Origin of the sequence: Kitasatospora sp. HUAS MG31, from assembly GCF_040571325.1 — a bacterium.
In the GTDB taxonomy this organism is placed as follows: Bacteria; Actinomycetota; Actinomycetes; order Streptomycetales; family Streptomycetaceae; genus Kitasatospora; species Kitasatospora camelliae.
In genome coordinates, this window is record NZ_CP159872.1 from 3,702,825 (window position 1) to 3,726,328 (window position 23,504).

Sequence of the window (23,504 nt, forward strand, 5' to 3'; positions counted from 1 at the left end):
CCACGGTAACCAGTCCACACACCCTCCCCCGCCGCCGGGGTCGGGCCCCGCGGCGGGGAGACGGCTGCTCCCGCGGCGCCCGGCCCGCCCGGGACGGGGGCGGTCAGCCCGTCGTCGCCGCCGGATCGGGCGGGGTGGTGCCGGGGAGCGCTTCGGGGGCGGCCTGGTAGACCGTGCCCTCGCAGGCGGACTTGAGGACCACCGCGGCCGCGCCGGGCCCGCCGGCGACCGGCGCGTACCCGAGGGTGACCGTGGGCTCGACGCGGGTGGGACCGGTGGGCGTGGGGGCGGGGCTGGGGGTGGCGGTGGGCGTCGGGCTGGCGCCGCTGCCGGGGACGCCGGGCGCGCCGCCCCCGTCGCCGGGCTTGGGCGAGCCCTCCGGCCCGGCGACCGCCACGCCCTGCCCGCTGGGTGCGGCGGAGGCCCCGCCGGGGACGGTACAGGCGCGGCCGGGGACCCAGCCGAACCGGATCCGGTAGCCGCCGCCGGGCGGGAGGAGCAGTTCGCGGGCGGCGGTGCCGGGGTCGGGCAGCGCGTCCGCGCCGTCCCCGGCGGCGTGCCTCAGGACCTTCACGTTGGCCGCGTCCGTCCCGACGGCGTCGTTGACGGTGAGGACGCCGGGTTCGGCGAGGCGGCAGCCCTGCCCGGCGGTGTTGTGGACGGTGAACCAGCCGTACACCCGGCCGTCGGTGCCGGCCGGGCTGAGGCCGGACTCGGCCCGGCCCAGGTCGGCGCGGGTGCAGGGCGGGGCCGGGACGGCGGTCGGGCCGCCGGCGCCGCCGGTCGTGGGCGGGCCGGCGGGGGCGGGGCCGGAGGGCGCCTGGGAGTCGGCCGGGAAGGAGGCCGGCACGTGGTGGAGCGGGGTGGCGCCGAACGCGGCGCTCCGGGAGGCCTCGGGGTGGCCGTCGGCCGAGACGGCGGAGCCGGGGCCGCCGGCGGTGCCGCCGGAGAGGTCGAACTGCTCGACGCCCTGGAGGGCCGGGACAGCGGCGATCATGGTGAGCACGGCGGCCGCGGCGCCGGTCCAGGCGTTGCGGTGGCGGGCGCGCCGCCGGGGTACGGCGTAGCGGAGCCGGGGCAGGGCGCCGGGGTCGGGTTCGAGGTCGGCGACGGCGTGGTGGAGCAGTCTGCGCAGTTCGCGCTCGCCGAGCCCGTCCGCCCGGTCGCCGGTCCGGCCGTCCGGCCGGCGGTCAGTCATCGCCGCTCTCCATCAGCGTCCGCAGCGCCGCCAGACCACGCGATCCGTACGCCTTCACCGAGCCGACCGAGATGCCGAGGACCTCGGCGACCTGAGCCTCGGTCAGGTCCAGGTAGTAGCGCAGCACCAGCACCTCCCGCTGACGGCGTTGCAACCCCCGCAGCGCGGTCTTCAACTGATCGCGCTCCAGCGCATCGTAGGCGCCTTCTTCTGCACTGGCCATGTCAGGCATCGGCTTGGGGAGCAGGCGCAGGCCGAGGATGCGCCGCCGCAGCGTGGACCGGGAGAGGTTGACCACGGTCTGCCGCAGGTAGGCGAGGGTCTTCTCGGGCTCGCGCACCCGCCGCCGGGCGGCGTGCACCCGGATGAACGCCTCCTGGACGACGTCCTCGCAGGAGGCGATGTCGTCGAGCAGCAGCGCGGCGAGGCGCAGCAGTGAGCGGTAGTGGGCCTGGTAGGTCTCGGTGAGCTGATCGACGCTGGCCCCGGTCGCGTCCGCTGCCGCCGCAGCAAGGCCCATCCGACTATCGGCCGACTTCCGGGGAACCCCCGGCAGCGTCGGCGCGGGCAGCGTCACCACTCCCACTGCCCCCATCACGTTCGCCACGCTCGTTGGACACTCGATCCCCTGTCATGGTTGCCCTGACCTGGGTGGCATTCTTCCGCAAACTGCGAATCCCCCTCCAGGGGTCGGAGCACCCTGGAGGGGGATTCTGACAGACCGTCTCGGACGGGCGGCCGGTCGCGGTAAGCTCCGCGGCCCGGCGCCGCCGTCCGACGGGTGCTCAGCGGCCGGTGCCGCCGTAGACGACCGCCTCGTCGGTGTCGCTGTCGAGGCCGAAGGCGGTGTGCACGGCGCGCACGGCCTCCGGGACGTCCTCGGCGCGGGTGACGACCGAGATGCGGATCTCGGAGGTGGAGATCAGCTCGATGTTGACGCCGGCCTCGGAGAGCGCCTCGAAGAAGGTCGCGGTGACGCCAGGGTTGGAGCGCATGCCCGCGCCGACCAGCGAGATCTTGCCGATCGCGTCGTCGTAGCGGAGCGACTCGTAGCCGATGCCGTCCTGGACCCGGTTGAGTGCGTCGATCGCCTTCTGGCCCTCGGTCTTGGGGAGGGTGAAGGTGATGTCGGTGAGTCCGGTGGAGGTGGCGGAGACGTTCTGCACCACCATGTCGATGTTGACCTCGGCGTCCGCGATGGCACGGAAGATCCGGGCGGCCTCGCCGGGCTTGTCCGGCACGCCGACGACCGTGATCTTGGCCTCGGATGTGTCGTGGGCGACTCCGGAGATGATGGCCTGCTCCATCTCGCCCCCTTCGGGCTTGTTGGGGTTGTCGTTGCTCACGATCGTGCCGGGCAGACCGGAGAACGACGAGCGTACGTGAATCGGGATGTTGTAGCGGCGGGCGTACTCGACACAGCGGTCGAGCAGCACCTTGGAGCCGGAGGACGCCAGTTCCAGCATGTCCTCGAAGGCGATCCAGTCGATCTTGCGCGCCTTCTTCACCACGCGCGGGTCCGCGGTGAACACGCCGTCCACGTCGGTGTAGATCTCGCAGACCTCGGCGCCGAGGGCGGCGGCCAGCGCGACGGCGGTGGTGTCGGAGCCGCCGCGGCCGAGGGTGGTGATGTCCTTGCTGACCTGGGACACACCCTGGAAGCCGGCCACGATCGCGACGTTGCCCTCGTCCAGGGCGCTGCGGATCCGACCCGGCGTCACATCGATGATGCGGGCCTTGTTGTGGGTCGCGTCGGTGATGACGCCGGCCTGACTGCCCGTGAACGACTGGGCGTCGAAGCCCAGCGTTTTGATCGCCATGGCCAGCAGCGCCATGGAGATGCGCTCTCCGGCGGTCAGCAGCATGTCGAACTCACGGCCGGACGGAATAGGGGTCACCTGTTCCGCGAGTTCGATGAGCTCGTCCGTGGTGTCACCCATCGCGGAGACCACGACGACGACCTCATGGCCGGCCTTCCTGGTGTCCACGATTCGGCGGGCGACGCGCTTGATGCCCTCGGCATCCGCGACGGATGAGCCGCCGTACTTCTGCACGACAAGGCCCACGGGGGCTCCTCGACTTGGGGTGGTCTGGTCCTCGCCAGTCTAACGAGCGGGTTCCGGGCTTCCGTCGCTTTCCATATCGTGAGACCACGATATCGGTCCGTGGTCACCCCGGACCGGCAGGTCTACGGGCCCGGCCCTCCCGGTCCGAAGAATCGCCGGGACGGCGGGCCCTCTCGTCCCGGATTTGGCGGCGCCCGGAATTTCTGACGACTGCGTCACAGCCGGGGCTGCAGCCCCAGCTCCGCCACCATCAGGTCGCCCGCCTGCTGCTCCAACTGCTCGTCCGTGAGCCCGTCGTCGTCGGTGTCGGCGCCGTCCACCGCGGCACCGATCGGGCTGTCCAGCCGGACGTGCGCGATCAGCGACTGCAGCGCGCGGAGCACCGCGGTGCAGGTGGAGCCCCAGTTGGAGAGGTACGAGAACTGCCACCACCAGAGCGCCTCGCTGACCCGGCCCTCGCGGTAGTGGGTCAGGCCGTGCCGCAGCTCGGCCACCACCCCGGCCAGGTCGTCGGAGATCCGGAAGGCGCTGGGCTTCTCCGGCGGGCCGTACGGGTCGAAGACCTCGTGGTAGACGTCGATCGGGGCGAGCAGCTCGGCCAGCCGTTCGCGCAGCTCGACGCCGTCCGGCTCCGGGCCGGTGTCCGGCTCGAAGCGGTCCTCGGGGAGGACGTCCTCGATCGCGCCCAGCCGCCCGCCGGCCAGCAGCAGCTGGGAGACCTCCAGCAGCAGCAGCGAGATCGCGCTGCCCGGCTCGTCGCCCTTGGCGACCTCGGTGACGGCGAGCACGAAGCTCTCCACCGAGTCCGCGATCTGGACGGCGAAGTCGTCCGGCTCGTCCGTGTGGGACAGGCTCTGAGTTCGGTCAGACATCGAGCAGTCGTCTCCCTTCGAAGGCCCGGCCGAGGGTGACCTCGTCGGCGTACTCCAGGTCCCCGCCGACGGGCAGACCGCTCGCCAGCCGGGTCACCTTCAGACCCATCGGCTTGCACAGCCGGGCCAGATAGGTGGCGGTCGCCTCCCCCTCCAGGTTGGGGTCGGTGGCCAGGATCAGCTCGGTGACCGTGCCGTCCGCGAGCCTGGTCATCAGCTCGCGGATCCGCAGGTCGTCCGGACCGACGCCCTCGATCGGGCTGATCGCGCCGCCCAGGACGTGGTACCGGCCCCGGAACTCGCGGGTGCGTTCGATCGCCACGACGTCCTTGGGCTCCTCGACCACGCAGATCACCGCGAGGTCGCGGCGCGGGTCCAGGCAGACCCGGCACTGCTCGGCCTCCGCGACGTTGCCGCAGACCACGCAGAACCGGACCTTGTCCTTGACCTCCAGCAGCGCGTGCGCCAGCCGGCGGACGTCGATCGGGTCGGCCTGGAGCACGTGGAAGGCGATCCGCTGGGCGCTCTTGGGCCCGACGCCGGGCAGCCTGCCCAGTTCGTCGATCAGGTCCTGAACCACGCCCTCGTACACGTCGCGCCTTCCTATCGGTCTCGGTCGACCCGGGGTCGGAATTCCCCGGAGCCATCATCCAACGATTCGGGCGCCGGACACACCGTCCGACGCCCGACTCATGCAGAAATCACACACCGCACTCCGGAAACGTCCGCCGCGCGGCGCCCCCGGGGGGCACGGTCTCAGAACGGCAGCCCGGGGATGCCGCCGCCGCCCAGGCCCTGGGTCAGCGGGCCCATCCGCTCGGCCTGCAGCTTCTGGGCCGCCGCGTTGGCGTCCCGGACCGCGGCCAGCACCAGGTCGGCCAGGGTCTCGGTGTCCTCCGGGTCCACCGCGGCCGGGGCGATGGTCAGCGCGACCAGCTCGCCCGCGCCCGTCACGGTCGCCTCGACCAGGCCGCCGCCCGCCGAGCCGCTCACCTTCGCCTCGGCCAGCTCCTTCTGAGCCTTGCCGAGCTCCTCCTGCATCTTCTGCGCCTGCTTCAGCAGCTGCTGCATGTTGGGCTGGCCACCAGGGAACACGGCTCTCTCTCCTGCCTGTGCACGGAAAATCTCGGTACGCGGAATCCCGGTACCCCCCGAGCCTACGCGCGCCGGCTGGCGGCCGGAGCCGCTCAGGTGTTGTGGTGGATCTCCTCCAGCACCGTGGCGCCCAGCTCCCGGATGATCAGCTCCTGGCCCGAGTACGCCTCCTCGGTGAGATCCGGGTCGTCGTCCTCCGGGACGTCGTCCTCCGGCCGCACCTGCGGCTGCGGCGGTGCGGCCGGCGGCTGGGCGGCGGGCCGGTGGACCGGCTCGGCCACCGGGGCCGGCACGGCCGGGGCCTGGACCTGGGGGGTCGGCGCCGGTGCCGCCGGCACGGGAGCGGCCGGGGCCGGGGCCGGAGCCGCGGGCTGGAAGGCGGGGCGCGGGGCCTGCGGGGCGGCGCCCCAGCCCCCGCCGCCCTGCTGCGGCGCGGGCGCACCGCCGCCGGCGCCACCGGACGGGTCGACGATGCACTCGATCCGCCAGTCCACCCCGAGGGCGTCCGCCAGGGCCTGGCGCAGCACCTCGTCGCTGCCGCTGCCGACGAAGCTGTCGCGGGCACCCGCGTTGACGAAGGAGATCTGCAGGACGCTGCCGTCGAAACCGGCGACCTGGCCGTTCTGGCTGAGCAGGATCCAGGTGAACCGGCGGCGGTTCTTCACCGCGTCCAGGATCTGCGGCCACAGCTGGCGGACCTGCGCGGCACCCTGCTGGGCGGCGGCCGTGGGCTGTCCGCCCGCGGGCTGACCGGCACCCGGCTGCACCACGCTCGGCTGCGGATGCGGCTGCGGCGAGACGGCGGGAGCGGGGGTGGGCGGCGGGGTCGGTGCGGCGGGGCCGGGCGCCGGGGTCTCCGGGGCGCCGGCCGGCGGGAAGCTGCGCGGGATCGGCCAGGCGCCGGGCACCGGACCGGCCGAAGCCGGCGGGGCCGGCGGCACGGCGGGGGCGACCTGGGGGGGCGGCTGCACGGCCGGCGCGGCCGGCTGGGCGACGGGCGGCGCGGAGTACGCCGGAGCGGCGGGAACGGCCGCTGCCGGGACTCCGGCGGGCGGGCCGACCTCCAGGGCCGCTCCGCCCACGGGCATCCCGGGCACCGCCACCGCCGCGGTGAGGCCGCCGGCGGCGGCGCGGCGCTCCAGCTTGTCCAGCCGGGCCTGCAGCGAGAGCTCGTCGGCGTAGGCGCCCGGCAGCATCACCCGGGCGCAGATCAGCTCCAGCTGGAGCCGCGGCGCCGCGTTGCCGCGCATCTCGGTCAGGCCGGTGTTGACGATGTCGGCGGCGCGGCTGAGCTCGGCGGCGCCGAACCGGTCCGCCTGCGCCTGCATGATCGCGACCCGGTCGGCGGGAGCGTCGATCAGGCCCTTCTCCCCCGCGTCCGGCACGGTGGCGAGGATCACCAGGTCGCGCAGCCGCTCCAGCAGGTCCGTCACGAACCGGCGCGGGTCGTGCCCGCCCTCGACCACCCGGTCGATCACCTGGAAGACGGTCGCGCCGTCGTGCGCGGCGAAGGAGTCCACCACCTCGTCCAGCAGGGCCGAGTCGGTGTACCCGAGCAGCGCGGTCGCCATCTGGTACGTGACCCCGGCCTCGCCGGCGCCCGCGAGCAGCTGGTCCATCACCGACATCGAGTCACGGACCGAGCCGGCGCCCGCCCGGACCACCAGCGGGAAGACCGGGTCCTCGACCTGGATGCCCTCGCGCCCGCAGACCTCCGTCAGGTAGTCGCGCAGGGTGCCGGGCGGCACCAGCCGGAACGGGTAGTGGTGGGTGCGGGACCGGATCGTCCCGATCACCTTCTCCGGCTCGGTGGTGGCGAAGATGAACTTGAGGTGCTCCGGCGGCTCCTCCACCACCTTCAGCAGCGCGTTGAAGCCGGCCGAGGTGACCATGTGGGCCTCGTCCAGGATGAAGATCTTGTACCGGCTGTGCACCGGCGCGAAGAACGCCCGCTCGCGCAGCTCGCGCGCGTCGTCCACACCACCGTGCGAGGCGGCGTCGATCTCGATCACGTCGATCGAGCCGGGGCCGCCGGTCGCCAGGTCACGGCAGGACTGGCACGCGCCGCAGGGCGTCGGCGTCGGGCCCTGCTCGCAGTTCAGGCAGCGGGCGAGGATGCGCGCGCTGGTGGTCTTTCCGCAGCCGCGCGGCCCGCTGAACAGGTACGCGTGGTTGACCCTGTTGTTGCGCAGGGCCTGCTGGAGCGGGGCGGTCACGTGCTCCTGCCCGATGACCTCCGCGAAGGTCTCGGGGCGGTAGCGGCGGTACAGGGCTAGGGACACGCCCTCGACGATATCGGGACGCACCGACAAACGCGTCGTCCCTCCGCCGGCCGAACCGCCGGGCCCGGCCCCGCGGCGGCGCCCGGGAACGCAAGGACCCCCCGTGCACCCGCCAGAGCCCTCCTACCCTTGCTGCCTTCCGGCCCTGGGGGGGTTCAGAGAGATGACGCCACACGAGGGGCTGGTCCCCAGCGTAGCGGATCCCGGCCGCTGCTCCCGCACTCCACCCCCAACTCGGATCCGCAGGCACCCGCTCCCGAGGACCTGCGGGATAGCGGTTCGCGAGCACCCCTCGACATGTACTAAGCTCTCCCACGGAGGATTCGCCTAGAGGCCTAGGGCGCACGCTTGGAAAGCGTGTTGGGATAAAACCCTCACGAGTTCGAATCTCGTATCCTCCGCCTCTGCCCGCCAGGGCAAACGGAAGGCCCCGACCACACAGTGGTCGGGGCCTTCATCGTTGTGCAGTTTTGCAGGCGAGCATCCCGATGGGCAGGATCACGACGGGGCCGACCAGCGATTCGTCTGACTTCTCGGACCCGTCGCGGCCCGCGCGCGGACGCGTGAAGAGCGGGCGATTCCGAAGTCGACGACCGTGACCGTGCCGTCGGCGGTGAGCATCACATGGCGGGCTTGATGTCGCGATGCACGAGGCCGGCGAGGTGGGCCACCGTGAGGTCGGGCCCATCGGTCGTTCTGCTTCACGGAACGCCCTCGGCAAGGTTCAGCGGCACAGGACGGTGTCCACGGCGCGTTCGAGATTCCTCCGGCCCGCCTCGTCGGTGAGCTGCATGGTGACCGCGACGTTGGCGGCGCGGCCGTCGTCGGTGGCGCCGCCCCGGGTCTCGTACCCCGGGAAGCTGCCGCCGTGGCCCCAGGAGAGGCCGCCGCACGGCAGCGGCCGGCTGACGAGTCCAAGTCCGTAGCGGGCGCCGGGGCCGAAGGTCGCTTCGGCGGGGACGGTGGAGCGCATCTGGGCGAGCTGGGCCGAGGGCAGGAGGCGGCCGGCCAGGAGTGCGCTGAAGAAGCGGTTGAGGTCGGAGCCGGTGGAGACCATCTGGCCTGCCGCCCAGCCCCAGGAGGGGTCGATCTCCGTGATGTCGCGCAGCGGCGCGTCCGCCGATTCCCGGTAGTAGCCGTGGGGGTGGGACTCCCGGATGCTCGCGTCACCAGGGGCGGGGAAGTAGGTGTGGCGCAGCCCGGCGGGTCGGACGACGCGCCGGTCGATCTCCTCGGCCAGGGGGCGGCCGGTGACCTTCTGGACGATCAGGCCGGCGAGCACGTAGTTGGTGTTGCTGTACTTCCAACTCGTCCCGGGGGCGAAGTCGGCCGGGTGCTGGAGGGCTGTGGCGAGCAGTTCGCGGGGGGCGTAGTACCGGACGTCGTCCCCGAGGTAGTCGCTGTAGTTGGGGAGTCCGCTGGTCTGCTGGAGGAGCTGGCGGACGGTGATGCGGCGCCCGTCGATCCCCTCCCCGCGGACGAGGCCGGGCAGGTAGGTGTCGACGGAGGCGCCCAGGTCCACCCTCCGCTCCGCGACGAGCTGGAGGACGACGACCGCGACGAAGGTCTTGGTGTTGCTGCCGATCCGCACCTGCCCGTCGACGGGTGCCGGTGCGCCGGTGGCCAGGTCTCCGACTCCTGCGGTGTAGGTCCGGGTGCGGCCGTTCCGGTCCTGGACGCTCGCCAGCGCGGCGGGCATCCCGTCGTCGCGCACCAGCGCGTTCAGGCTCCGCTGGACGGAATCCTGCCTGGCGGCGGAGGCCTGGGGCGCCGACAGGACGCCCGGCGTCATGACGCCGATGGCCAGCGCGGCTGCGGCCGACAGGGCCCGTCGCCGCCGAAGTCCTTGCCGTGTCTGTCCACGCATGAGTCAACTCCTGGGGAATTGCTGGATCTTCGTTCGGGTCGCCCGGGCCCGGCGAGCCGGGCCCAGGCTGGGTGGCGTGCCTCAGTCGCACAGGGCCCTGTCCACTGCGTCCTTCACGTGCTGTGTGGCCGCCTCGTCCGTCGGGATGGTGGTGACCACGACGTTGGCGGCGCGGCCGTCGTCGGTGACACCGCCCCGGGTCTCGTACCCCGCGATGTCGCCGCCGTGGCCCCAGTAGACGCCGCCGCACGACAGCGGCCTGCTCGTGAGCCCCAGCCCGTAGCGGAGGCCTGAGGTCCCGGCGGGGACGGTCGTGCGCATCTCGGCGAGCTGGTCCGCCGGGAGGAGGTGGCCGGCGAGGAGCGCGGTGAAGAAGCGGTTGAGGTCGGAGTTGGTGGAGATCAACTGGCCTGCGGCCCAGCCTGCGGAGGGGTCCATCTCCGTGAAGTCGCGCAGCGGTCCGTCCGCCGGGTTGCGGTGGTAGCCCTGGGGGTGCGGCTCTCGGATGGTCATCTCGCCAGGGGCGGGGAAGTAGGTGTGGCGCAGCCCGATGCGCTTGATGATGCGCCGGTCCATCTCCTCGGCGAGGGGGCGGCCGGTGACCTTCTGGACGATCAGGCCGGCCAGGACGTAGTTGGTGTTGCTGTACCCCCACGTCGTCCCCGGAGCCGCGTCGGCCTTGTACCGGAGGGCGATGTCGAGCAGCTCGCGGGGCTCGAAGTACCGGTTCCTGATCTCGTCGTCGTCGACGTGGATGCCGTACTCGGGGAGTCCGCTGGTGTGCTGGAGGAGCTGGCGGACGGTGATGCGGCGCCCGTCGATCCCCTCTCCGCGGACGAGGCCGGGCAGGTAGGTGTCGACGGTGGCGTCGAGGCCGATCTTCCCTTCGCCGACCAGTTGCAGGATCACGACCGCCGTGAACGCCTTGGTGTTGCTGCCGATCCGTACCTGGCCGTCCCTGGGCACCATCGAGCCGGTGGTCAGGTCGCCGACTCCTGCGGTGTAGGTGCGGGTGCGGCCGTTCCGGTCCTGGACGCTCGCCAGCGCGGCGGGCATCCCGTCGTCGCGCACCAGCGTGTTCAGGGCCTGCTGGACGGCGTCCGGCCTGGCGGCCGCAGCAGCGGAGGCGGCTGCGGAATCGGAGGCGGAGGCGGCGGGCGGGGCGAGGGCGCCCAGCGTCATGACGCCGATGGCCACCGCGGCGGCGGCCGACACGGCTCGTCGCCGCCTGCCGCCCTGCTGCCGGGTCGAGGAACGAAGGCCCTGCCGGATCTGAGCACGCATCAGTCAACTCCTGGGGAATCGTTTGGTCTGGGCACGATCCTGGTTTCCAGGGCCCTCTGACCGCATCGCGGGAAGGCGGGAGAAATCGCTCCCCCGATCGAGGGAGGCTGCCGGTGGGCTGCCCGGCGATACTGGCGACCATGATCAGGGGAATCCGGCCGCTGCTGCGCGGCTCCACGTATTCGGGTGTGCTGTTCGCCTATTGCGGCGCGCTGGCGAGCCTTCCGCTGCTGCCTCTCGCCCTGTTGCCGGCGCTGTCGTGGCGATCCGCTCCGGAAAGCGTGCAGATCGTCCTGGTCCTGCTGGTCTGGGCGGTTCTGGTCGGCGTGGTCGGACTGGCGCGCCCCGTACGGCGGGCGCTGGTCGTGTCCGCCCGCCGGCTGCTGCGGGTGCCGCTGCCGAATCCGGTGGCCGGTCGCCGGACCTCTGGTTCACTCGGCCTCGACCGCTGGCGGACCCCGATCTGGCTGGTGCTGCATGTGGCCGTCGGGTGGACGGGGGCGCTGGCGAGCGGGGTGCTGTTCATCATGGGCCTCTCCCTGCCGGGGAACTGGCTCGGCGGCGAGGCGCGGGCGAGTCTGTTCGGCACGTCGGTCCGGGTGTCGGGCGGGTGGAGCTGGGTGATGGCGGCCGTGTGCATCCTGTTGGCGGTGACCGTCTGCGTACTGGTGACGAAGGCCCTGCGGTGGTCGGCGCCACGGCTGTTGGGCCCGTCGGCGGCCGAGCGGCTCGCGCTGGCTGCCGAGCGGGAGCTGCTGCTGGCCGAACGCAACCGGATCGCTCACGAGTTGCACGACTCGATCGGGCACACGCTGACGGCGGCCACCATCCAAGCGGCGGTGGCGGGCGAGGTGCTCTCCGCCGACCCGGCGGCGGCGCGGGCCGCCCTGCGCAGCATCGAGGAGTCGACCCGGGCCGCGCTGGAGGACCTGGACTACGTGCTCGGAGTGCTGCGCGAGGAACAGTCAGGAACAGCGCCGACCCGGACCCTGGCCGACCTCCCCGAGCTGCTGGACCGGCTGCGGCACGCGGGGGCGGTGGTGGAACCGGAGCTGTCGGGCGAGTTGGCGCAGGTGCAGGGAACGCTCTCCCGGGCGGCGTACCGGATCCTCCAGGAGGGGCTGACGAACGCGCTGCGCCACGGGGCGGGCGGGCCGATCGAAGTCCGGGTGGCGGCCGGGCCGGACGGACTGGATCTCACGGTGGTCAACCGGACCGGGGCGCGGACGGGCCCGGGCACGGGTGCCTTCCCGACCTCCGGCCACGGTCTGTCCGGACTGGCCGAGCGCGTACGGCTGCTGCACGGTGAGTTCCAGGCCGGCCCGGACGGGACGCAGCACTGGCGGCTGGCCGTCCGGCTGCCGGTACGGGTCTCGGCGTGAGTGGATCCGACGCGGGCGAAGGCATGGCCCTCCCCGCCGTCACCCTCATGATCGCGGACGACGACGAGGTGACCCGCAGCGGCCTGCGCATGCTGCTCGCCGCACAGCCGGGGATCACGGTGGTCGGCGAGGCCGCCGACGGCGTCGAGGCGGTCGAACGGGCGCAGAGCCTGCGGCCGGACGTGGTCCTGATGGACGTCCGGATGCCGCGTCGCAACGGGATCGAGGCCACCCGCCAACTGCTGGCCGAAGCGGCCGACCCGCCGAAGGTCGTGGTTATCACCACCTTCGAGAACGACGGCTACGTCACCGCCGCCCTCAGCGCGGGCGCCAGCGGCTTCGTCCTCAAGCGCCTCCCGGTCCGCCAGATCGCCGAGGCGGTCCGGGTGGTGGCGGCGGGCGAAGCGGTCCTCTTCCCGGCCGCACTGGGCCGCATGGTCGCCGCCCGCCCGCTGGGCTCCGCCGAGGCCCTGCCGCAGGCCGCCCTGACCGGCCGGGAGGAGGAGGTGCTGCGCCTGATGGCCACCGGGCGCTCCAACCCGGAGATCGCGGAGTCCCTCACGGTGAGCCTGGAGACGGTCAAGACCCATGTCGGAAACGTGCTGACCAAGCTCGGCGCGCAGAACCGGACCCATGCCGTGGTGATCGCGTACGAGTCCGGCCTGGTGGTCCCGGGCTTCGCCGGCTGACCATTCTTCACCGCGGCAGCCTCTAGCTAAAGAGCAGAGCGCCATCCAGAAGAGTGGGGCTGAACTGCATCTTTACTGGTGAGCCACAAACTTTCCCCTGCGGTTGACCAGAGCAAGAGGCAAACCGTGAACTTCACGCTTGCAGGGAAGGTGCGCGACGGGAAACCCTCGGGAGCCCTCCGGGACCCGGCACCCCTGAAGGTCACGAGGAGCGTCGACACGCTCCGTAACGGCAGCCGCGGAGCGGAGGCATCGACCCGGCCGCCCCCCGTTCGGCGCGGCCCCACGCAGGACCTCCGGTCCGATCGGCCGCCCTGGGCTCCGGCCCCGAGGAACGCAGCCCTTTCGATTGACTTCGGAACGTATTCCGAAGTAGCGTGGCCGCATGTCCACTCTCATCGTGTCGTTCTCCGACCTGTCGAAGAACTCGAAGCGCGTCGCGGACACCGTCGAGCAGGCGCAGCGCGTCCACGTCACCCGCCGTGATGGTGAGGACCTGTACCTCACCACCGAGCGCCATGACCGCCAACGCGAGGAGACCGCTGATGTCACCGCTCGCCTGTTTGCGGCCCTGATCACCAGTGACGAGGGTGCGCGCGCGGTCCTCCTCGCACTCCCCGAGGTCTTCCCGTGGACCCGGCACCTGTCGGCCGAGGAGGTGCGCGAGTTCGTCGTCGACCTCGTGAACGCCACCCGCGACGTGGTGGAGTTGGACGTCCACGCCAACCTGCACCGCGTGATCGTCGAGTGGCGGGCCACCGCCAGGATCCTGGCTGATCCCGAGCTGAGCACGCAGCTCACCGGAGCACTCCCCCGCGAGGACCACGGTGAGGTGCTCGCCCCGTGAGCCCCAAGCGTGGGGACGACGTCCCACCGCCACCGATCGGCAACGAGTGGCGACTGCGATTCGCCACCAACGAAGCCGCCAAGGGATGGGGCGCCCTCTGCGTAGAGGCGCCGGGCAACACCCGTCGCTGCTTCGAAGCCCTCCGCACCAACCCCCTGTCCACGAGTGACCCTGATCGACAGCACCGACTCCGCGGCCGCCTGGCGACGCGCGTTCTCGGTGGGGACGAGCTACCGCAATGGGAGTACGAGGTGACTGCCGGCGGGCGCGTGCGCTACCTCGTCGACGAGCCGGGGCGGACCGTCCACCTCGTCTGCGCCTCGCCTCGGCATCCGAAAGACACAGACAGCTGACCAGGTGTGAGGTGCACTGATCCGACCGTGGGCGCCAGGCAGCGTGGTCTCAGTTCTGGTCTCATTCATCGCCGTTCGGCCGGGTTCAATCGCCACCCGAAGGCTTGCTCCGGTGCAGGTCAGGATGGACGTGAACCCCGGCGGACGGCGTTCGGGTGAATTGGAAAGCGCGTTGGGATAAAACCCTCACGAGTTCGAATCTCGTATCCTCCGCCTCTGCCCGCCAGGGCAACGCAAGGCCCCGACCGCTCAGCGGTCGGGGCCTTCGTCGTGCCATGCTCCCCGTTGGCGCTCTGGACCGGCACCGACCGCTCCGCTGGTTCACCGGGGCGGGGTCGACGTCGACGACACACCGCTCGGCGTGACGACTCTTCAGGCCGGCCCGGTCGTCCTCCTCGCACTGGAAGCACCCGGAAAGGGCTTCGCTGCGGAGCGACCCCGCTCACCCCGCACCGGGCCTTCGAGTACGCCGCCCCGCGCAGGGTCCGGCCACGGCCTCCGAACGCGGCGAGGCGGGCCCGGCCGCCTGCCGGACGGGTTCCAGTCCGCCGGCCACTCGAACCGGCCCCGGCCCTGGCTCGGGCCGCCCTGCGACGAACGGCTGACGGACGCCACGGCTGGCGGTTTCCTGCTCACGGGCGGAGCTGTTCGACCAGCGTCCCGGATCGGATGTCAGGCCACCGCCCCGTTGCCGTGACGGCCCCGAGGCGGTGGCCGAGTGGCGCCCCCGGGCCGCGAGGAGTTCGGCGGGGGCGGCCTGCGGTGGTCGGGTCAGAGGTTGAACATCCCGGTGTACGGCTGGGTGATGCGCTCCTGTCGTGATCCGAAGTCGACCAGGACCGCGATGTCGCCCTCGGCGCCGATGACCCGACCGAGGCCGTAGACGTCATGGGTGACGCGGTCGCCGACGGCGAAGTGCTTGCGCGGTGCTTCGGTCCTGGCTTTGAAAGGACTGGTGGGCAGGTGTCGACGGACTGCTTCAGGTTTTCTCATCCTGGCCAGTATGCGCCGCGGGGAGCCGAGTCGGGCCTTTGCAGGACACCAGAATCCCGAGGAGTCCAAAATGCCGGGTGCGTCGAACAGCACCCCCCGGGGCGACCGGAAGGCGACCGCAGGTCGGCCGCCGGGCCGGGGCGCAGCCTACAACCAGATCAACTGCCTTTCCCGAAAGGCCTGTTGACAGGCAAGGCGGCTCGGTCCGACGAGACAGCGGGCAACCCCGCAAAAACTGGGGTGGAAATTTCCCCCGGAGCGGGCTCGCGGCTGCTACAGTCGAGGTAGTTGCAGTAGTGGTTCCCATGAACTTTGTGTGCGCCTGCTCATGTATGCGGGCGCATTTTTGTTTTCCGGATCTTTCCCGGGCGGGTGCTCATCGCGGTGACTCGGCGTTCGCATCGTGCGGGTGCCGGAAAGTCCCTTGAAGGAGATTTTTTTACATGGCTAATGGCACCGTGAAGTGGTTCAACGCGGAAAAGGGCTTCGGCTTCATCGAGCAGGAGGGCGGCGGCCCGGACGTGTTCGCCCACTACTCGAACATCAACGCCAACGGCTTCCGCGAGCTGCTCGAGGGCCAGAAGGTCGAGTTCGACGTCACGCAGGGCCAGAAGGGCCCGCAGGCCGAGAACATTCGCCCGCTGTAGTTCCCACCGCCGCGGCACCCGCCCGGCGGCGAGGGGCCCGCACCGCGCACATGCCCGGTGCGGGCCCCTCGGCATGTCATCACTCGTCCCCGGCCGATCCGGCCCGGTCCGGGCCGCCGACGGCCCTCCCGCGCGAACGCGCGGCGCCGCGTCCGGATCGGGGCCGGGCCCTGGCGGTCCGCGGTTCGAGGTCTTCCGTTCCCGCCCGTTCGTGAGCGCCGACCGTACGTCAGGTGCCGCCCCGAGGAAGGCCTCCCACATGAACCGCTCCAGTCGCCTGCCGCGCCAGAACGCCGGCTCCCGGTCCGCACCGGTCGACGGTGCCGGACGGGAGTTCGCCGTACCGGTGAGCACCGTTCCGGCCCTGCCGGCCGTCGAGTCCTTCGACGACCTGGGCCTGCCGCAGGAACTGCTGTCGGTACTGGCCCGGAGGGGCGTCACCGCCCCCTTCCCGATCCAGGCCGCGACGCTGCCGAACTCGCTGGCCGGCCGCGACGTGCTGGGGCGGGGCCGCACCGGCTCCGGCAAGACCCTCGCGTTCGGTCTCGCCGTGCTCGCCCGCACCGCGGGTCGGCAGGCCGAGCCGCGGCGCCCGGTGGCGCTGGTCCTGGTTCCCACCCGCGAGCTCGCCCAGCAGGTCACCGAGGCCCTCACCCCGTACGCCCAGGCGGTGCGTCTGCGGTTGGCCACCGTGGTCGGCGGGGTACCGGTCCGCCGCCAGGCAGAGGTGCTGAACCGCGGAGCGGAGATCGTGGTGGCCACGCCCGGTCGGCTCAAGGACCTGGTCGAGCGCAGGCTCTGCCGACTGGACGCGGTCGGCGTCACCGTCCTCGACGAGGCCGACCAGATGGCCGACATGGGCTTCCTGCCGACGGTCACCGGATTCCTCGAACAGGTTGCCGAAGGCGGCCAGACGCTGTTGTTCTCCGCCACTCTGGACCGCAACGTCGACCGCCTGGTGCGGCGCTTCCTGAAGGACCCGGTCACGCACGCGGTGGACCCGTCCGCAGGAGCGGTCTGCACCATGGAGCACCACGTGCTGCACGTGCAGAACTCCGACAAGCACGCCACGATCGCCCACATCGCCTCCCGCGACGGCAGGGTGATCATGTTCATCGACACCAAGCACGGAGCGGACCGCCTGGTCGAGACGCTGCTCGCGAGCGGCGTGAAGGCCGCAGCCCTGCACGGCGGCAAGTCCCAGCCGCAGCGCACCCGCACCCTGGAACAGTTCCGCAGCGGGCAGGTGGCTGCGCTCGTCGCGACAGACGTCGCCGCCCGGGGCATCCACGTCGACGGCCTCGACCTGGTCGTCAACCTGGACCCGCCGGGCGACCACAAGGACTACCTGCACCGCGGCGGACGCACCGCCCGGGCCGGCGAATCCGGCACCGTCGTCACGCTGGTCCTTCCCAACCAGCGCCGCGGGATGAACCGGATGCTGACCACGGCCGGCATCACCCCCGTCACCACCAAGGTCCGGGCCGGCGACGAGGAGCTCACCCGGATCACCGGTGCCCGCGTCCCCACCGGCGTGCCCGTCGTGATCCCCGACCCCGTCGTCGAGCGGCCGCGCCACAGCCGGCCGGTCGGCCGGAACCGCTACGGCCGCCCCGCCTCCGCCGCCCGCACCCGGCAGACCGCCGACGGCTCGCGCGGCACCTCGTCCCGGTCGCACAACGGATAGTCGCGGACGACCGCGCACGGCCGCGAAGCGGCCCCGCCGGTCGGACGGCGCCTGGTGGCCCCGGTCCGGTGAGCTCCTTCTCGAACTCCCTGCCCGGGCTGCCGAGATCGACGTGCGGTGGGGCCGGATCACCCGGGTCACCGTGAATCCCGCGCAGTGGCCGGTCCCTCCGCGGCGGATCCCGGAGAGGCGCCCACACGGAGCGGTCGTGATCGCCCTCCGGGCGGGCGGCCGCGCAGGGGGCAGCCGATGATGGAAGTCCGGGGGCGCGCGAGGTTCGAGAGCGGCGTATGGCTGTATGGCATGTCCGGGACTTCACACCGGACGACCTCGAAGCGGTGGTCCGGCTCGACGCCGAGAGCGCCACCACGGACCTCCCCGCCGTCTTCCGCCTCTCCGACGTCGTCGCCGCGCTGCAGGCGCGGGGTCCGAGCGTCGTCGCGGTGGCCGACGGGCATCTCGTGGGCGCAGCGGTGGGCCGGGTGGACGGGGACCGGGCCTGGGTGTTGCGCATCTCACTGCACCCCGCCTGGCGGAACCTGGGCATGGGTACCGCGCTGCTGTCCGCGTTGGAGCACCGCCTGCGGGACGCCGGCGCCAGGATCGTCGCAGCGCTGCTGCCCGATGAGGAGACCGGCGCCACGGCGCTGGCCAATTCCGGATTCCGTCCCCGCCGGGGGCTCACGTACTTCGAGAAGTCGGAGGCCGTCAGCGCCCAGGGCACGGCGGTCCTCACCATGCTGGGCGCGGTCATGCCCGAAGCCCGCCTCTGGGAACGGCTCAGGGGCATGGCCGACGAGAAGCGGCTCATCGAACGGCGCCTGGTGCTGCCCCTGGCGAATCCCGAGCTGGCGGACGCTCACGGAGTGGAACCGCCCCGCGCGGTCGTGCTGTTCGGTCCACCGGGCACGGGCAAGAGCACGTTCGCCAAGGGCGTGGCCGGTCGGCTCGGCTGGCCGTTCGTCGAGCTCTTCCCCTCCCGGCTCGCGTCCGAGGACGGGCTGGCCAGCGGCATCAGCCGCCGCTTCGAGGAGGTGGCGCAGCTCGACCACGTGCTGCTCTTCATCGACGAGGTCGAGGAGGTCGCCGGTACGCGCAGCCTCGCCGCCCCCGCGTCGGTCGGCGTGGTCAACGAGCTCCTCAAGTCGATCGTGCGGTTCCGTGACCGTGAAGGCCGGCTCCTGGTCTGCGCCACCAACTCGGTGGCCGCCCTGGACCCGGCGTTTCTGCGCCACGGCCGGTTCGACTACGTCCTGCCGGTCGGGCCGCCGGACCCCAGGGCCCGCGACGCGCTGTGGGCCGGCTACACGGCGAAAACGGGTACCACCGCCGACACGGCGGTCCTCGCCGAAGCCAGTGAGGGCTACACTCCCGCCGACATCAGACAGGTCGCCCTGGCGGTCGCCCAGAGCGCCTTCGAGCACACGCTCGACACGGGGGAGCGGATCCAACCCAGCACTCAGGACTATCTGGACGCCATCCGCCGCACCCGTCCGACCGTTTCCGAAGAGATGGCCCGCGAGTTCGCCGACCAGGCGATCCACTACGGGCGTGTCTGAGGGGCCGCCCCCGCCGTGCCGCGTGCCCGGAGGCGCCGGGCGGAAGACCTGACCATCGCCACCATGCCGGGTTCGGGCCGGACCGAGAGTAGCCTGGACACCACCGAAGGCACTTCGCATGCCGGCACCGGATACTGGCGTCGTCTCCGGCGAACGGCTATCCCGGACCCGGCCCCGGGTCGGGTTCGGAGACAGGTCTTTGATCATGACTGCGATCCTCGATTCTGCGACGACGCCGACCACCCCCGAATCCGCCGTGCGGCTCTCCATGGCGCCCGACGGCGTACGGCCCGGCCGGCTGGACGGAGCCTGGTGGCCCCGGTCGCGTGATCTTCTTCTCGAACTCCCCTCCCTGGCCGCTGAGATCGACGAGCGGTGGGGCCGGGTCACCCGGATCACGGTGAATCCCGGCCAGTGGCCGCTCATCCCGCGGCGGATCCCGGTCACGGGCCACGTCGTCCATGCGGGCTGGTTCACCACCGAGCAGGACGAGCACATGATCATGGTCTGCTCGTACGCCCCGCGCCGGCTGAACCTGCTGGTCGTCCCGCCACAGACGGATGCCGCCGATGCCGCCCGGCTGATGACCGAGGCCGCCGACCCCGCGAACACCAGGACCGCGAGCGAGCTGCTCGCTGCGGGGACGGGCGGTGGCGCGGCAGAGCCGGAGTTCCGTTCCGGCTTCCTGCCGTCGCCCGTCGCGCCGTCCGACGGTGTCGGTCAGGTCGGCCAGCGAGCGGATCTCGCCCGGAGCCGGGCCGCCTCCTGGCCGGCACCCGCGTAGTCGGCGGACGGGGGCCACCCGGCACGGCCGGAACCGGGTGCGTCACTCGCGTGACCACTCGGTCTCGGCCTGGGGCTCGCCGGCGGCGTCGGCCCCCTCCCAGAGGCGGATCCTGACGGCCCGTGGGCCGGGAGCAGGCCTGGAGAGCGTGCGTACGAACACGTCGCGCAGGTGGTTGGCCGCCCGCTGGGGCGGACCGTCGTATTCCAGCGGATTCTCCATGGGAGTGCCGTCCTGCCGGGACCAGTGGCCATCGTCGTCCTGGGTCTCCAGAACCCACCGGTAACGCCGCATCGTGGCCTCCTGTGACAAGGATCCTGCCTTGAACACGACCGTATGAGGCGGGCGGGCCGGCGGCGACCGGGGCAGTTCGGTGTACGCCCGGCTCGGGCGGTCGTACTCGCCCCGGTCGGCTCACCGGACGGGTCGGGCTACGACCTGGATGTCACGATGGAAGCACGCGCAGAGGAGGTCGTCGGTGTTCGAGGCGGGTGACATCCGGGAATGGCGCGGCCACGATGTGGTCGACATCGGCGGCCGCAAGATCGGCACGCTGGAGTCCGTCTACGTGGACACCGCGACCGATCAACCGTCGTTCGCCACGGTCACGGTCGGCCTGCCCACACGCCGCCGCCTCGTCTTCGTCCCCTTGACCGGCGCAACCGTCGGTCCCGGCTATCTGAAGGTCCCCCGGCCCAAGAGCCAGGTGAAACACGCGCCGACGATCGACACCGACGGTGAGCTGCCTGCCGAGGGTGAGGCAGCCGTCTTCGCCCACTACGAGCTGGAGTACGTGCCGGGCGCGGGTGGGGAACGCCGCCTGGCCCGCCGGTAGGAGCCGACACGCTACGAAGGAGGCTGACGATGGCGCTGGTGTTGTTTCTGATCGTCCTGGCGATCGTGCTCGGATTGGTCGGCGCCGTCGCCGATGGTCTGCTCTACCTGCTGTTCATCGGTATCGCCGTTCTGCTTCTGGCCCTGGTCATCTCCGTCGTCCGGTTCCGGCGCGGTGGCCGACGCCCCACTCGCTGAGCTCTCCCCTGTCCGCACGCCTGTCCAACACGCCGTGTGCCGCCTGTCCAACACGCCGTGTGCCGCCGCTCCAACACGCCGTGTGCCGCCGCTCGCCGCTGCGAGCCGTCGACGCCGGATCAGTACTCGGAGCCGCTTCGCAGGTAGGTGCCGGCGACCTGGAGCCACGCTCCGGGGCCGAAGCACGTCTCGATCCGGTGCGGCGTGTCCTCGAAGACCCTCAGGACGCGCAGCGCGCCGCTCGGATGCAGGTCGTACTCGAAGGTGACCCCGTCCGCGCCGTCCTCGTACTGCAGGTCCAACGGCCCCTCGGACGGCTCCGCCGGCGCGCGGGCCTCGGCCGAGAGTTTCACGTATACGGACATCTCTCCGTCCCGCCTTCCCGTCTGCCGAGGGCCTGCCTGCGGGGCCGGCCCTCTCAGGGTGCTCCGGCCGGTGGCTCGTGACCGATGCCGGTGGCGATGAGGATCTGTCGCGCCGAGTCGGTACCGCCGGCCTGAACCGCTCGTGCCATCGAGGCCAGGGCTGCCTCCTGGCTTGCCTGCGGGGGGACGACGAGCAGGCTGAAGTGGTCGCGGTCGCCCCGCGTGATGATCACCGTGTCGTCACCGACCGGGTACCGGTCGAGGTGCACCGACCGGCCGTCGACGACCAGGCGGGCCGGGACGTCGTCCCAGGCGTCCGCGTCCAGACCGACGCTCGCGATAGGGCCGATATGCTCGGTCAACGCGCGCACCAAGTCCGGAAGTTCGGTGCTGATGTCCCGTGAGTGCGGCCACCACGCGCCGTCGAGCGCACCTTCGCGTGACTGGGTGGTCTCCAGGCGCAGCACGAGCACCCCCGGCTTCGCGGCCTCCCGGATCCGGTCCGGCAGCGGCTCGCGGTGCGAAGCACTGGTTTCGTCCGACATGGCTCGCCACCTCACCGCGGGCGCAGACCGGGCCCCCTGAGCGAGGGCCGGCCCTCGGGGCGCGGCGGTTCGGGTCGCCCCGATATCCCCACGGTACTCCGCCCGCACGGGCCGACCCAGCCCGGCGTCGCCGGCTTTCACGGAGCCGCCGCGGCGGCGAGCAGGCCGGTGGCGCGGTCCGCGGTGAGCACGCCGAGGATGTAGCCGTCCTCGTCGACGACGGGCCAGACCGCCGGGTGCTTGACGCGCATCACGATCGCGGCCGGGGCCAGGCCCATGGTCGGCCAGGCGGACGGGCCGCGCTGGTACGAGGTGGAGCTGATCGCGGTCCGCTCGCTGGACGGGAGCGGCTCAGGAACGGGTGAGTCCGGTGCGGGTGACCACGCCCTCGCACCGGCCGTCGTGGTCGCGGACGAGCAGGTACTCGATGTCGGCACCGCGGAGGATGTCGCCGACCTGGTCGACGGTGTTGTCGTCGGCTATCTGGCGATCACAGGGCTCCATGGCGTCGGCGACCGTGAGGCCGTGGCCGCGCCCTGCCGACTGCGGGGAGTGAGTGGTCACGGCGTTCACCGTTCCCGTCTCCGACTGCCGGCTGGGCTGCCGGGAGGTTCTACACCCAGAACGAAGCCGGAACGGGTACCCGGAATGCGGGGTGCCCTGGATGTCGTCGAGGCTACTCCGGTGACGGACGGTCCGGAGGAGACCGCGGCGGAGTAGCGTGGGAGACAACCGAGGACATTCCGCACACCGGCATCAGCGTCGGCGTCGCCCTGGGTCGTGACGGGTCCCTCGCGGACCGGACGGGCGGCTTCGCATGATGCCGATTCCTTTCCCCACTTCCTCCGGGCCATGGTCGGTGGCCGGTGGTCCGCTGCTGCCCCGCCTGGTACTGGAGCCGACGATGTCGCGGGAGGGCGTCTTCGACGGGGCCTGGTGGCCCCGCTCGAACCACGTCGTCGCCGAGCTGCCGGACCTGATCACCGCGCTCGGCGCCCACTTCGGGCGCATCCTCCGGGTCGGCCTCGACACCTCGACCTGGGACGGTGTGCCCCGGTCCGTCGTGGTGAACGGCCTGATGATCAAGATCAACCGGCTTGCCGGCACCGACGCGACGATCAGCGTCACCCGGGGCTTCCAGGACCACTTCCTGCTGCTGGTGGTGCCACCCGGCACCGCCCCGGACGCAGCCGCCTCGGCGATGGCCGGAGCCTCCACGACCGGAAACCACACCCCTGCGGCAGAACTCCTGCTCGGCTGAGCCGTCCGGCAGACCCGCAGGAGTTCGAATCTCGCGCCCTGCCCCTTCGGCAAGGCCCCGACCGCTCGGCGGCCGGGGCCTTCGGCGCATCCGCGAGCCCGCTGGAATGAGACCCGCCACTGTCGCGGCGGGGCGTGACGTCGGAGACCTCCCGGACTCACCCGGTGGGGTGAGAATCCGCGGTGCGGCGCGGAGGCTGTAGGACGCTCTGCGGTGGTGCCCGAACGATCCGTCGGCACGATGGCGAGCATTCCTCGGAGGAGCCCATGGCCAGCCCGGAAGACCTCAAGTACACCAAGGACCACGAGTGGGTCCGCGTCACGGGCGACAAGGCCCGCGTGGGGATCACCGACTTCGCCCAGAAGCAGCTCGGCGACGTGGTCTACGTCGAACTGCCCAAGACCGGCGACCGGTTCGAGGCCTCGGAGCCGTTCGGCAGCGTGGAATCGGTGAAGGCGGTGACCGAGGTCTACATGCCGCTGACCGGCTCGGTCACCACGCTGAACGACGGCCTCAACGACGAGCCCGAGCTGGTCAACACCGAGCCGTACGGCGAGGGCTGGATGATCGAGGTCACATTGTCCGACAAGGGGCAGCTGGAGGGGCTGCTCACCGCCGCCGAGTACGAGGACTACATCAGGGCCGAGGCGAGCGAGTAGCCGCCGCGTCCTCGGGGTGCGCCTCCGGCCCCGGACC

General features: G+C 72.0%; 26 protein-coding genes, 1 tRNA gene, 1 other RNA gene and 1 pseudogene. 13 read left to right on the top strand and 16 right to left on the bottom strand.

The annotated features are described in order from the left end of the window. Window positions 1-103: 103 nt before the first annotated feature. The 8 genes from ABWK59_RS16685 to ffs form a co-directional block, all read right to left on the bottom strand. Window positions 104-1,198, bottom strand: a complete 1,095-nt coding sequence (locus tag ABWK59_RS16685) for a hypothetical protein (protein WP_354641379.1) — start codon at window positions 1,196-1,198, stop codon at window positions 104-106. Continuing rightward, on the bottom strand, window positions 1,191-1,718 hold the full coding sequence (locus tag ABWK59_RS16690) for a SigE family RNA polymerase sigma factor (protein WP_354641380.1): 528 nt from the start codon (window positions 1,716-1,718) through the stop codon (window positions 1,191-1,193). Before ABWK59_RS16690 ends, ABWK59_RS16685 begins: the two co-directional genes overlap by 8 nt. A 265-nt stretch (window positions 1,719-1,983) precedes the next feature. Next, window positions 1,984-3,264, bottom strand: coding sequence for an aspartate kinase (locus ABWK59_RS16695; protein WP_354641381.1), 1,281 nt, complete (start codon window positions 3,262-3,264; stop codon window positions 1,984-1,986). A gap of 215 nt (window positions 3,265-3,479) precedes the next feature. After that, a complete protein-coding gene (locus ABWK59_RS16700) occupies window positions 3,480-4,136 on the bottom strand; it encodes a DUF5063 domain-containing protein (protein WP_354641382.1) in 657 nt (218 codons plus the stop codon). Then, the gene (gene recR, locus ABWK59_RS16705; protein WP_354641383.1) at window positions 4,129-4,728 is read right to left on the bottom strand and encodes a recombination mediator RecR; all 600 of its coding nucleotides are present in this window, start codon (window positions 4,726-4,728) and stop codon (window positions 4,129-4,131) included. Before recR ends, ABWK59_RS16700 begins: the two co-directional genes overlap by 8 nt. 164 nt (window positions 4,729-4,892) lie before the next feature. Continuing rightward, complete coding sequence (locus ABWK59_RS16710; protein ID WP_420492925.1) at window positions 4,893-5,207, bottom strand: YbaB/EbfC family nucleoid-associated protein; 315 nt, start codon at window positions 5,205-5,207, stop codon at window positions 4,893-4,895. Between the two features lie 116 nt (window positions 5,208-5,323). Then, complete coding sequence (locus ABWK59_RS16715) at window positions 5,324-7,513, bottom strand: DNA polymerase III subunit gamma and tau (RefSeq protein WP_354641385.1); 2,190 nt, start codon at window positions 7,511-7,513, stop codon at window positions 5,324-5,326. A gap of 92 nt (window positions 7,514-7,605) precedes the next feature. After that, an RNA gene (ffs, locus tag ABWK59_RS16720) (signal recognition particle sRNA small type) lies at window positions 7,606-7,696 on the bottom strand. A gap of 133 nt (window positions 7,697-7,829) precedes the next feature. Between ffs and ABWK59_RS16725 the strand changes: the two genes are divergently transcribed. Beyond that, window positions 7,830-7,914, top strand: a tRNA-Ser gene (locus ABWK59_RS16725). A 323-nt stretch (window positions 7,915-8,237) separates the two neighbouring features. Here ABWK59_RS16725 and ABWK59_RS16730 read toward each other — a convergent pair. Next, window positions 8,238-9,380, bottom strand: coding sequence for a serine hydrolase domain-containing protein (locus ABWK59_RS16730; RefSeq protein WP_354641386.1), 1,143 nt, complete (start codon window positions 9,378-9,380; stop codon window positions 8,238-8,240). An 81-nt stretch (window positions 9,381-9,461) separates the two neighbouring features. Then, window positions 9,462-10,664, bottom strand: coding sequence for a serine hydrolase domain-containing protein (locus ABWK59_RS16735; protein ID WP_354641387.1), 1,203 nt, complete (start codon window positions 10,662-10,664; stop codon window positions 9,462-9,464). Between the two features lie 140 nt (window positions 10,665-10,804). On the opposite strand from ABWK59_RS16735, the gene ABWK59_RS16740 reads away from it, so the two are divergent. From ABWK59_RS16740 to ABWK59_RS16750, 3 genes are all read left to right on the top strand, one after another. Next, a complete protein-coding gene (locus tag ABWK59_RS16740; protein WP_354641388.1) occupies window positions 10,805-12,046 on the top strand; it encodes a sensor histidine kinase in 1,242 nt (413 codons plus the stop codon). Between the two features lie 23 nt (window positions 12,047-12,069). Further along, window positions 12,070-12,735 carry a response regulator transcription factor gene (locus ABWK59_RS16745; protein WP_354644982.1) on the top strand — a complete coding sequence of 222 codons (666 nt, stop codon included), beginning with the start codon at window positions 12,070-12,072 and terminating at the stop codon, window positions 12,733-12,735. Between the two features lie 385 nt (window positions 12,736-13,120). Next, on the top strand, window positions 13,121-13,582 hold the full coding sequence (locus ABWK59_RS16750; protein ID WP_354641389.1) for a prevent-host-death family protein: 462 nt from the start codon (window positions 13,121-13,123) through the stop codon (window positions 13,580-13,582). Window positions 13,583-14,706: 1,124 nt separating this feature from the next. Here ABWK59_RS16750 and ABWK59_RS16755 read toward each other — a convergent pair. Further along, the gene (locus ABWK59_RS16755; RefSeq protein WP_354641390.1) at window positions 14,707-14,928 is read right to left on the bottom strand and encodes a hypothetical protein; all 222 of its coding nucleotides are present in this window, start codon (window positions 14,926-14,928) and stop codon (window positions 14,707-14,709) included. A gap of 443 nt (window positions 14,929-15,371) precedes the next feature. On the opposite strand from ABWK59_RS16755, the gene ABWK59_RS16760 reads away from it, so the two are divergent. The 5 genes and pseudogenes from ABWK59_RS16760 to ABWK59_RS16780 all read left to right on the top strand — a co-directional run bounded on the left by ABWK59_RS16760 (window position 15,372) and on the right by ABWK59_RS16780 (window position 19,605). Continuing rightward, a complete protein-coding gene (locus ABWK59_RS16760; protein ID WP_030918248.1) occupies window positions 15,372-15,575 on the top strand; it encodes a cold-shock protein in 204 nt (67 codons plus the stop codon). 259 nt (window positions 15,576-15,834) lie between these two features. Continuing rightward, the gene (locus tag ABWK59_RS16765; protein ID WP_354641391.1) at window positions 15,835-17,262 is read left to right on the top strand and encodes a DEAD/DEAH box helicase; all 1,428 of its coding nucleotides are present in this window, start codon (window positions 15,835-15,837) and stop codon (window positions 17,260-17,262) included. 73 nt (window positions 17,263-17,335) lie between these two features. Then, a pseudogene (locus ABWK59_RS36630) lies at window positions 17,336-17,515 on the top strand (DUF5994 family protein); the annotation flags it as partial. Between the two features lie 37 nt (window positions 17,516-17,552). Next, entirely contained in the window at window positions 17,553-18,821 is a 1,269-nt protein-coding gene (locus ABWK59_RS16775) for an ATP-binding protein (RefSeq protein WP_354641392.1), read from the top strand. A gap of 205 nt (window positions 18,822-19,026) precedes the next feature. Next, a complete protein-coding gene (locus tag ABWK59_RS16780) occupies window positions 19,027-19,605 on the top strand; it encodes a DUF5994 family protein (protein WP_354641393.1) in 579 nt (192 codons plus the stop codon). Window positions 19,606-19,647: 42 nt separating this feature from the next. On the opposite strand, the gene ABWK59_RS16785 is transcribed toward ABWK59_RS16780, so the two are convergent. After that, the gene (locus tag ABWK59_RS16785; protein ID WP_354641394.1) at window positions 19,648-19,827 is read right to left on the bottom strand and encodes a hypothetical protein; all 180 of its coding nucleotides are present in this window, start codon (window positions 19,825-19,827) and stop codon (window positions 19,648-19,650) included. A 256-nt stretch (window positions 19,828-20,083) separates the two neighbouring features. On the opposite strand from ABWK59_RS16785, the gene ABWK59_RS16790 reads away from it, so the two are divergent. Continuing rightward, window positions 20,084-20,440 carry a PRC-barrel domain-containing protein gene (locus ABWK59_RS16790; protein ID WP_354641395.1) on the top strand — a complete coding sequence of 119 codons (357 nt, stop codon included), beginning with the start codon at window positions 20,084-20,086 and terminating at the stop codon, window positions 20,438-20,440. A gap of 29 nt (window positions 20,441-20,469) precedes the next feature. Beyond that, window positions 20,470-20,637, top strand: a complete 168-nt coding sequence (locus ABWK59_RS16795; protein ID WP_354641396.1) for a hypothetical protein — start codon at window positions 20,470-20,472, stop codon at window positions 20,635-20,637. Window positions 20,638-20,756: 119 nt separating this feature from the next. Here ABWK59_RS16795 and ABWK59_RS16800 read toward each other — a convergent pair whose 3' ends face one another. The 4 genes from ABWK59_RS16800 to ABWK59_RS16815 form a co-directional block, all read right to left on the bottom strand. After that, complete coding sequence (locus tag ABWK59_RS16800) at window positions 20,757-21,002, bottom strand: hypothetical protein (protein ID WP_354641397.1); 246 nt, start codon at window positions 21,000-21,002, stop codon at window positions 20,757-20,759. A gap of 53 nt (window positions 21,003-21,055) precedes the next feature. Continuing rightward, window positions 21,056-21,547 (bottom strand): DUF5994 family protein, encoded by a 492-nt coding sequence (locus tag ABWK59_RS16805; RefSeq protein WP_354641398.1) that lies wholly within the window; start codon window positions 21,545-21,547, stop codon window positions 21,056-21,058. Between the two features lie 137 nt (window positions 21,548-21,684). Next, the gene (locus ABWK59_RS16810; RefSeq protein ID WP_354641399.1) at window positions 21,685-21,825 is read right to left on the bottom strand and encodes a hypothetical protein; all 141 of its coding nucleotides are present in this window, start codon (window positions 21,823-21,825) and stop codon (window positions 21,685-21,687) included. A 73-nt stretch (window positions 21,826-21,898) separates the two neighbouring features. Further along, window positions 21,899-22,111: a CBS domain-containing protein gene (locus tag ABWK59_RS16815; RefSeq protein WP_354641400.1), complete on the bottom strand. Its 213-nt coding sequence runs from the start codon at window positions 22,109-22,111 to the stop codon at window positions 21,899-21,901. Window positions 22,112-22,367: 256 nt separating this feature from the next. On the opposite strand from ABWK59_RS16815, the gene ABWK59_RS16820 reads away from it, so the two are divergent. Together ABWK59_RS16820 and gcvH are read left to right on the top strand one after the other, a co-directional pair. Next, window positions 22,368-22,808: a DUF5994 family protein gene (locus ABWK59_RS16820; protein WP_354641401.1), complete on the top strand. Its 441-nt coding sequence runs from the start codon at window positions 22,368-22,370 to the stop codon at window positions 22,806-22,808. A 266-nt stretch (window positions 22,809-23,074) separates the two neighbouring features. Then, window positions 23,075-23,467 carry a glycine cleavage system protein GcvH gene (gcvH, locus tag ABWK59_RS16825; RefSeq protein WP_354641402.1) on the top strand — a complete coding sequence of 131 codons (393 nt, stop codon included), beginning with the start codon at window positions 23,075-23,077 and terminating at the stop codon, window positions 23,465-23,467. Window positions 23,468-23,504 lie beyond the last annotated feature (37 nt).